Origin of the sequence: Desulfovibrio sp. OH1186_COT-070, from assembly GCF_003860215.1 — a bacterium.
Lineage (GTDB): Bacteria > Desulfobacterota > Desulfovibrionia > Desulfovibrionales > Desulfovibrionaceae > Desulfovibrio.
Genome location: NZ_RQYH01000139.1, coordinates 1 through 594, shown reverse-complemented (window position 1 = coordinate 594; position 594 = coordinate 1). Strand labels below are relative to the sequence as shown.

Sequence of the window (594 nt, the reverse complement as noted above, 5' to 3'; positions counted from 1 at the left end):
TTGTTGGAGTTTTATTTAAAAATCCTAATGCTGTAACAAGTCCTGTTGGAGATTATGCGACTTCTTCAACTGTTAAAGGATTCTTAGAAGGATATAATACAATGGATACAATAGCAGCTTTAAACTTCGGTCTTGTAATTTCACTTGCAATAAAATCTTTCCAAGTTGAAAATGAAGAAAAAGTTATAGGTTATACTGTAAAAGTTGGTTTAGTTGCCGGCTCATTCCTTTTTGTAATATATGCAATGCTTGCTTATATAGGAATGACAACTTCAGGCCTAACTGAAAATGTTAAAAACGGTGCTGAAATATTAACAACAGTTTCACAATATGTATTCGGAAAATTCGGTATAGTTTTACTTGCGAGTATATTTACTCTTGCTTGTCTAACAACTTGTATAGGACTTATAACAAGTATAAGTAAATTCTTTGAAAATTTGACAAAAGAAAAAGTATCTTATAATAAATGGATAGTATTTTGGACATTTTTATCATTTTTAGTTGCGAACTTCGGACTTAACACAATATTAAAAGTTTCAGTTCCTGTTTTAGTTGCAATCTATCCTGTTTCAATAGTTTTAATACTACTTGGAC

General features: G+C 30.0%; 1 protein-coding gene. It reads left to right on the top strand.

Annotated features, from left to right (window positions below; all coding sequences use genetic code 11):
- Positions 1-594, top strand: a 594-nt coding sequence (locus tag EII23_RS12250) for a branched-chain amino acid transport system II carrier protein (RefSeq protein ID WP_185702410.1), incomplete at both ends; no start/stop codon positions are given.